We start from the raw sequence: 7,892 nt of genomic DNA, 5'->3' as shown, positions 1-7,892 counted from the left end.
AAGGGCGACTTCCTCAAGGCCCTGAAGGACGCCAAGTCCCCGGCCATCATCCTGGGCTCAGGCGCCCTTGCCCGCGCTGATGGCGCGGCGGTGGCCAAGGCGGCGGCGGCGATCGCCAAGACCTACAAGATGACCTGGAACCTGCTGCACAGCGCGGCGGCCCGGGTCGGCGGCCTGGACCTGGGCTTCATTCCGGCTGAGGGCGGCAGGACGGCGGCCGAGATGGTCAAGCCGGGCGCTCTGGACGTGCTGTTCCTGCTGGGCGCCGACGAGATCGGCCTGACCGGCTCCGACGCCTTCACGGTCTATCTGGGAACCCATGGCGACGCCGGCGCGCACCGCGCCGACGTGGTCCTGCCGGGCGCCGCCTATACCGAGAAGGACGGCCTCTATGTGAACACCGAGGGCCGGGTCCAGATGGGCCAGCGCGCGGTGTTCCCCAAGGGTGAGGCCCGCGAAGACTGGTCGATCCTGCGGGCCCTGTCGGACCGGCTGGGCAAGACCTTGCCCTATGACACCCTGGCCCAGCTGCGGGCCAAGCTGTTCGCCGATCATCCGACCTTCGGCCAGATCGACTATGTGGCCGGGCCGGTCGACTTCGATCTCGCCGCCGTGGGCGGGGAGGGCGCGGTCTCCGACCAGGCCTTCGAAAGCCCGATCAAGGCCTTCCACCTGACCAACCCCATCGCCCGCGCCAGCGTGACGATGGCCGAGTGCGCCGCCCAGGTTTCGGGCGCCGCCAAAATCGCGGCGGAATAGACATGGCTCCCACCTCCTTCTGGGCCACCCCCGGCGGCTGGACCCTGATCACCGTCGCCCAGATCATGGCGGTCATCCTGCCGCTGCTGGTGGCGCTGGCCTTCTTCATGCTCGCCGACCGGAAGATCTGGGCCGGCGTGCAGATGCGCAAAGGCCCCAACGTCGTGGGTCCGTTCGGCCTGCTGCAGTCCTTCGCCGACCTGATGAAGTTCGTGCTGAAGGAGATCGTGATCCCCGACGGCGCCGACAAGTTCGTGTTCCTGCTGGCTCCGGTCCTGACCTTCGCCCTGGCCCTGGTGGGCTGGGCGGTGATCCCCTTCGCCCCCGGCTGGGTGGTGGGGAACATCAATGTCGGTGTGTTGTACCTGTTCGCGATCTCGTCGCTGGGCGTCTACGGCATCATCATGGGGGGCTGGGCTTCCAACTCGAAGTACCCGTTCCTGGGATCCCTGCGCTCCGCAGCCCAGATGGTCTCCTATGAGGTCTCCATCGGCTTCGTGATCATCACGGTGATCCTGCTGTCCGGTTCGATGAACCTACAGACCATCGTCGAGAAGCAGGCCGGCGGGTTCTGGAACTGGAACGTCCTGGGCGGCGGGTTGAAGAATATCTTCATCGCCCCGGTGATGTTCGGCATGAGCGTGGTGTTCTTCATCTCCGCGCTGGCCGAGACCAACCGCCCGCCCTTCGACCTGCCGGAAGCCGAGTCCGAGCTCGTGGCCGGCTATCAGGTGGAATATTCCTCCTCGCCCTTCCTGCTGTTCATGATCGGCGAGCTGGTGAACATCGTCCTGATGTGCGCCCTGATCTCGCTGCTGTTCTTCGGCGGCTGGCAGGCCCCGATCGACTTCGCCTTCGTCCACAGCTGGAGCCCGACGGCCCAGAGCTTCTACGGCCTGATGTGGTTCTCGGCGAAGATCTGCTTCTTCTTCTTCATGATCGCCATGGTGAAGGCCATCGTGCCCCGCTATCGCTACGACCAGCTGATGCGCCTGGGCTGGAAGGTCTTCCTGCCCACCTGCGGCATCGCCGTGGTGCTGGTGGCGGCCTGGCGCGTGTTCGGCGGGGCGGCATGAGAATGATCCTCGCCATGGCTCTCCTGAGCGCCTGCGCGGCCTGCGCCAGCGCGCCCGGCGGCGAGTCCGTCGGCGGGGTCGCGACCTATGACAATCTCAAGACCGCCCGCACCGCCTGCGAAGCCAAGGGCGAGAAGCTGGCGCTGAAGTCGCAGGGTGATCCCCAGCGGATGGCCGCCTATGAGTGCAAGAGGAACTGAGCCGATGATGTCGCGCATCAATCAAGCGATCAAAGGCGCCGTCCTGGCCGATTTCGTCGGGGCCTTCGGTCTCGCGATGAAGTACATGGTCCGCCCCAAGGCGACCGTGCTCTACCCCTATGAGCGTGGGCCCCAGTCGCCGCGTTTCCGGGGCGAGCATGCGCTGCGCCGCTATCCCAACGGGGAAGAGCGCTGCATCGCCTGCAAGCTCTGTGAGGCCATATGCCCGGCCCAGGCGATCACCATCGAGGCCGAACCGCGCGAGGACGGCAGCCGCCGGACGACCCGCTACGACATCGACATGGTCAAATGCATCTATTGCGGCCTGTGCCAGGAGGCCTGCCCGGTGGACGCCATCGTCGAGGGGCCGAACATCGAGTACGCCGTCGAGACGCGGGAAGAGCTCTATTACGACAAGGAACGCCTGCTCGATAACGGGGATCGTTGGGAGCGGGAAATCGCGAAGAATCTGGAACTCGACGCGGCCTACCGGTAAGACCGGCGCGCGATTCCAAGGGTGCTGAACAGCGTCGTGTTTCCGGTTTCGGAACGGCGCGAGAAGAGGGGCTGAGAAGAGCCGTCATGGCCTTGCAGGCGATCGCTTTCTATCTGCTGTCGGCGGTCACCGTCGTGGCTGGGCTATGCGTGGTGTCCGCCCGCAACCCGGTGCACTCGGTGCTGTTCCTGATCCTGGCCTTCTTCTCCGCGGCGGGGCTGTTCGTCCTGCTGGGGGCGGAGTTCCTGGCGATGCTGCTGGTCGTCGTCTATGTCGGCGCCGTCGCAGTGCTGTTCCTGTTCGTCGTCATGATGCTCGACGTCGACTTCGCGGCCTTGCGACAGGGCTTCGCCCAGTACGCGCCGCTCGGCGCCCTGATCGGCGGCTTCCTGGCCTTCGAGATGATCCTGGTGTCGACTGCGGTCTCGACCCACGGCGCGGCGGCGGGGCATGACACGCCCCAGGCGGCGACCCAGGGCTTCAGCAATGTCGAGAGCATCGGTCGGGTGCTCTACACCGACTACATCTACTTCTTCCAGGCCGCGGGCCTGGTGCTGCTGGTGGCCATGATCGGCGCCATCGTGCTGACCCTGCGCCACAAGCCCGGCGTTCGCCGGCAGGTCATCGCCGACCAGGTCGCGCGCGGTCCCAAGACCGGCATGCGCATTGTTCAGATTAAACCGGGCGAGGGGATTTCGGAATGAGCATCGGGCTCGCCCACTATCTGGCGGTCGCCGCGATCCTGTTCACCATCGGGGTGTTCGGGATTTTCGTGAACCGCAAGAACATCATCGTCATCCTGATGTCGATCGAGCTGATCCTGCTCGCTGTGAACATCAACCTGGTGGCCTTCTCGTCCTTCCTGCATGACGTGGTCGGGCAGATCTTCGCCATGTTCGTCCTGACCGTGGCGGCGGCCGAGGCTGCGGTCGGCCTGGCGATCCTGGTGACCTTCTTCCGCAACCGCGGCGACATCGCCGTGGACGACGCTTCGATGATGAAGGGCTGACGGCATGAACGCGCAGTCTCTCGTCCCCGTCATCGTGTTCGGGCCGCTGGTCGGCGCGACCCTGGCGGGCCTGTTCGGCCGCCGGCTCGGCGACACGATCTCCCAGGCGATCACCACCGGCCTGCTGATGCTGTCCTGCGTCCTGTCGTGGGTGGTGTTCAGCCAGTGGGCCTGGGGAGGGCTCGAACCCTTCACCCTGACGCTCGCCCCCTTCATCCATGTGGGCGACTTCATCTCCAACTGGTCGATCCGGCTCGACGCCCTGTCGGCGGTCATGCTGATCGTGGTGACCACGGTCTCGGCCCTCGTCCACCTCTACAGCTGGGGCTACATGGCGGAAGACCCGTCCAAGCCCCGGTTCTTCGCCTATCTGTCGCTGTTCACCTTCGCGATGCTGGCGCTCGTGACCGCCGCCGACTTCATGCAGCTGTTCTTCGGCTGGGAAGGCGTGGGCCTGGCGTCCTACCTCCTGATCGGCTTCTGGTTCCACAAGCCCAGCGCCAACGCCGCCTCGATCAAGGCCTTCGTGGTCAACCGGGTCGGCGACTTCGGCTTCGCGCTCGGGATCATGACGGTCTTCTGGCAGTTCCACACCATCCAGTTCGCCCCGCTGTTCCCGCAGATCGCGGGCATGGCCGGCAAGGGCTGGCTGTTCGCGGGCCATGTCTGGCCGGCCGTCGACCTGGCCTGCGTGCTGCTGTTCATCGGCGCCATGGGCAAGTCGGCCCAGTTCTTCCTGCACACCTGGCTGCCTGACGCCATGGAGGGCCCGACCCCCGTCTCGGCCCTGATTCACGCCGCCACCATGGTGACGGCCGGCGTCTACATGGTCTGCCTGCTGTCGCCGATGTTCGAATATGCGCCGGTCGCAAAGCAGGTCGTCACCCTGATCGGCGCGGTCACCGCCCTGTTCGCGGCGACCGTCGGCCTGGCCCAGAACGACATCAAGCGGGTCATCGCCTATTCGACCTGTTCGCAGCTCGGCTACATGTTCTTCGCCGCCGGCGTGGGCGCCTATCAGGCGGCCATGTTCCACCTCTTCACCCACGCCTTCTTCAAGGCGCTGCTGTTCCTGGGCGCGGGCTCGGTGATCCACGGCATGCACCACGAGCAGGACATGCGGAAGATGGGCGGGCTGTGGAAGTACCTGCCGGTGACCTATGCGGTCATGACCATCGGCACCCTCGCCATCACCGGCTTCGGCATCCCGGGCGTGGAGCTCGGCTTCGCCGGCTTCTATTCCAAGGACACCATCATCGAGGCGGCCTATGCGGCCGGCCATGAGCATGGCGGCGTCGCCTATTTCGCCTTCATCGTCGGTCTGCTGGCCGCCGGCCTGACCGCCTTCTATTCCTGGCGCCTGGCTTTCATGACCTTCCACGGCCACGCCAAGTGGGGTCACGACGAGGCTCATGACGCGCACGGCGCCCATGCCGACGCCCATGCGCACGACGACCACGCCCATGCTGACCACGGGCATGACGACCATGCCCACGGCCACAAGCCGCACGAGAGCCCGTTGGTCATGCTGGTCCCGCTGATCGTGCTGGCGATCGGCGCTGTGTTCGCCGGCTTCGTCTTCGTCGAGAAGTTTGTCGGCGACGAGCGGGCCGAGTTCTGGAAGGCGGCGATCTTCAACGCGCCGGCTAACCATGTGCTGGAGCGCGCCCACCATTCGCCGGAATGGCTGATGTGGGCGCCGCTGGTGGTGTCGATGGCCGGTCTCGCCGGGGCCTTCTACGTCTACATCGTCAAGGAAGGCATGGGCGCGCGGATCGCGGCCAACAAGGGGATCCTCTGGACCTTCTTCTACAACAAGTGGTTCTTCGATGAGCTCTATGAGGCGACCATTGTGCGCCTGACCAAGTTCCTGGGCGACGTGTTCTGGAAGGTCGGCGACCAGAAGATCATCGACGGCCTGGGCCCCGACGGGGTGGCCGCGGTCTCCTCGGCGGTGGGCAAGCAGGCGGGCAAGCTGCAGACCGGCTTCCTCTACCACTACGCGTTCGTCATGCTGCTCGGGGTCGCGGGTCTTCTGACCTTCGCTCTCGTCGCCTGGCAGGCTTAAGGGAGCGACCCGATGACCGGCATTCTCTCCCTCACCACCTTCGCGCCGATCCTCGGCGTGGCGGCTATCCTGATCCTGCGCCTGTTCGGCCAGGCCGATGACCCGAAGACGGTTACGGCCGCCAAGTGGATCGCCTTCTTCACCACCCTGGCGACCCTGGCGCTCTCCGTGCTGCTGGTGGTCCAGTACGATGGGGCCAATCCGGGCTTCCAGTTCGTCGAGGACGCCAACTGGTTCGCCGGCATCCACTATCGGATGGGCGTCGACGGCATCTCGATCCTGTTCGTGCTGCTGACCGCCTTCCTGATGCCGTTCTGCATCGCGGCCTCGTGGAAATCGATCGAGACCCGCGTGCTGGAATACATGATCGCCTTCCTGGTCCTCGAGACCCTGGTGATCGGCGTGTTCTGCGCGCTCGACCTCGTCCTGTTCTACGCCTTCTTCGAATTCGGCCTGGTGCCGATGTTCCTGATCATCGGCATCTGGGGCGGGAAGCGCCGGGTCTATGCGGCCTTCAAGTTCTTCCTCTACACCCTGCTCGGCTCGGTGCTGATGCTGGCCGCGATCCTGGCCATGATCGGCATCTCGCACACCAGCTCGATCCCCGAACTGATGCACTACAAGTTCGCGCCCTGGATCCAGACTTGGCTGTGGCTGGCCTTCTTCGCCTCCTTCGCGGTGAAGATGCCCATGTGGCCGGTGCACACCTGGCTGCCCGACGCCCACGTCGAGGCCCCGACCGCCGGTTCGGTGATCCTGGCCGGGATTCTGCTGAAGATGGGCGGCTACGGCTTCCTGCGCTTCTCCCTGCCGATGTTCCCGCAGGCTTCGGAGATGTTCACGCCCCTGGTGTTCTCGCTGAGCGTGATCGCCATCGTCTACACCTCGCTGGTCGCCTTCCGTCAGACCGACATCAAGAAGCTGATCGCCTATTCTTCCGTCGCCCACATGGGCTTCGTGACGATGGGCATCTTCTCCGGCAACGCCGTCGGCGTGCAGGGGGCGATCTTCCAGATGCTGAGCCACGGGGTGATCTCCGGCGCGCTCTTCCTCTGCGTCGGCGTCGTCTATGATCGCATGCACACCCGCGAGATCGCCTTCTATGGCGGGCTGGTGAACCGCATGCCCTGGTATGCGGCGGTGTTCATGCTGTTCACCATGGGCAATGTCGGCCTGCCGGGCACCTCGGGCTTCGTCGGCGAAATCCTGACCATGACCGGCGCCTATCAGGCCTCGACCTGGACGGCCCTGGTGGCGGCCTCGGGCGTCATCTTCTCGGCGGTCTATGCGCTGTCGCTCTATCGGCGCGTGGTGTTCGGCGAGATGACCAATCCGGCGCTGGCCGCCATCACCGACCTGGACTGGCGGGAAGTGGCGATCTTCACCCCGCTGATCCTCTCCACCCTCTATCTGGGCGTCCATCCGGGCGCGATCTTCGACCTGACCCAGGCTTCGGTCGACAGCCTCGTCGCGACGTATCGCGCGGCGATCGGCGCCTAGGGGACGAAAGCGACATGACCTTCTCCGCTGATCTCGCCCTGGCCGTCCCCGAGCTGATCCTCGCCGGATCGGCCCTGTTCCTCCTGGTGGCAGGCGCCTTCGCGCCCAAGCGCACCCTGCTGGTCGGCACAGGCGCCGTCCTGGCGCTCGCCGCCGCCGCCGCCGCCGCCGCCGTCAGCCCGGTGGGCAAGGCGTTTGGCGGAGGACTGGTGTCCGACGCCGCCTCGACCTTCGCCCAGGTCGCCATCTATGCCGCCAGCGCCGTCTCGATCGTGCTCGGCCAGCGCTGGTTCGCCCGGCGCGGCGTCGACAATTTCGAGTTCCCGGTGCTGATCCTGCTCGCTGCGCTCGGCATGGGCATGATGGTCGGCGCCGCCGACCTGATCTCGCTCTATGTCGGGGTCGAGTTGCAGTCCCTGGCGCTCTACGTGCTGGCGGCCATGCACCGCGACAACGCCAAGGCCTCGGAAGCCGGCCTGAAGTATTTCGTGCTGGGGGCCCTGTCCTCCGGCCTGCTGCTCTATGGCGCGTCACTGATCTATGGCTTCGCCGGCTCGACCAAGTTCGCCGTTATCGCCACGGCCGTGCATGGCGGGGCGGGGACCGGCGTGTTGTTCGGCCTGGTCTTCCTGATCTGCGGCCTGGCCTTCAAGGTCTCGGCCGCGCCGTTCCACATGTGGACCCCGGACGTCTATGAGGGCGCGCCCACCCCGGTCGTCGGCTTCTTCGCCGGCGCGCCGAAGCTGGCCGCCATGCTGCTGTTCGCCCGCATTCTCACCGAGGG

Annotated in this window: 9 protein-coding genes; all 9 read left to right on the top strand. The window is 65.9% G+C overall.

Translation table 11 applies throughout. The features are described from left to right. The coding region (locus Q7P21_RS17380; protein WP_304178096.1) for a molybdopterin-dependent oxidoreductase at positions 1–759 on the top strand (759 nt) is incomplete at its 5' end. Positions 760–761: 2 nt separating this feature from the next. Further along, positions 762–1,835 (top strand): NADH-quinone oxidoreductase subunit NuoH, encoded by a 1,074-nt coding sequence (nuoH, locus tag Q7P21_RS17375; RefSeq protein WP_304170169.1) that lies wholly within the window; start codon positions 762–764, stop codon positions 1,833–1,835. A 14-nt stretch (positions 1,836–1,849) separates the two neighbouring features. After that, positions 1,850–2,035 (top strand): hypothetical protein, encoded by a 186-nt coding sequence (locus Q7P21_RS17370; RefSeq protein ID WP_304170168.1) that lies wholly within the window; start codon positions 1,850–1,852, stop codon positions 2,033–2,035. A gap of 4 nt (positions 2,036–2,039) precedes the next feature. After that, positions 2,040–2,531 (top strand): NADH-quinone oxidoreductase subunit NuoI, encoded by a 492-nt coding sequence (nuoI, locus tag Q7P21_RS17365; protein ID WP_304170167.1) that lies wholly within the window; start codon positions 2,040–2,042, stop codon positions 2,529–2,531. An 86-nt stretch (positions 2,532–2,617) separates the two neighbouring features. Continuing rightward, a complete protein-coding gene (locus Q7P21_RS17360) occupies positions 2,618–3,235 on the top strand; it encodes an NADH-quinone oxidoreductase subunit J (protein WP_304170166.1) in 618 nt (205 codons plus the stop codon). Then, positions 3,232–3,540: an NADH-quinone oxidoreductase subunit NuoK gene (gene nuoK, locus Q7P21_RS17355; protein WP_242565698.1), complete on the top strand. Its 309-nt coding sequence runs from the start codon at positions 3,232–3,234 to the stop codon at positions 3,538–3,540. Before Q7P21_RS17360 ends, nuoK begins: the two co-directional genes overlap by 4 nt. A 4-nt stretch (positions 3,541–3,544) precedes the next feature. After that, positions 3,545–5,608: an NADH-quinone oxidoreductase subunit L gene (gene nuoL, locus Q7P21_RS17350; protein ID WP_304178095.1), complete on the top strand. Its 2,064-nt coding sequence runs from the start codon at positions 3,545–3,547 to the stop codon at positions 5,606–5,608. Positions 5,609–5,620: 12 nt separating this feature from the next. Next, on the top strand, positions 5,621–7,108 hold the full coding sequence (locus Q7P21_RS17345) for an NADH-quinone oxidoreductase subunit M (protein WP_304170164.1): 1,488 nt from the start codon (positions 5,621–5,623) through the stop codon (positions 7,106–7,108). Between the two features lie 14 nt (positions 7,109–7,122). Next, a partial coding sequence (locus Q7P21_RS17340) for an NADH-quinone oxidoreductase subunit N (protein ID WP_304178094.1) occupies positions 7,123–7,892 on the top strand: 770 nt, incomplete at its 3' end.

The sequence above is a fragment of the Phenylobacterium aquaticum genome, from assembly GCF_947378715.1.
Lineage (GTDB): Bacteria > Pseudomonadota > Alphaproteobacteria > Caulobacterales > Caulobacteraceae > Phenylobacterium > Phenylobacterium aquaticum_A.
The sequence above is the reverse complement of the archived record's forward strand: the minus strand, read 5'-3'. Positions and strand labels throughout refer to the sequence as shown.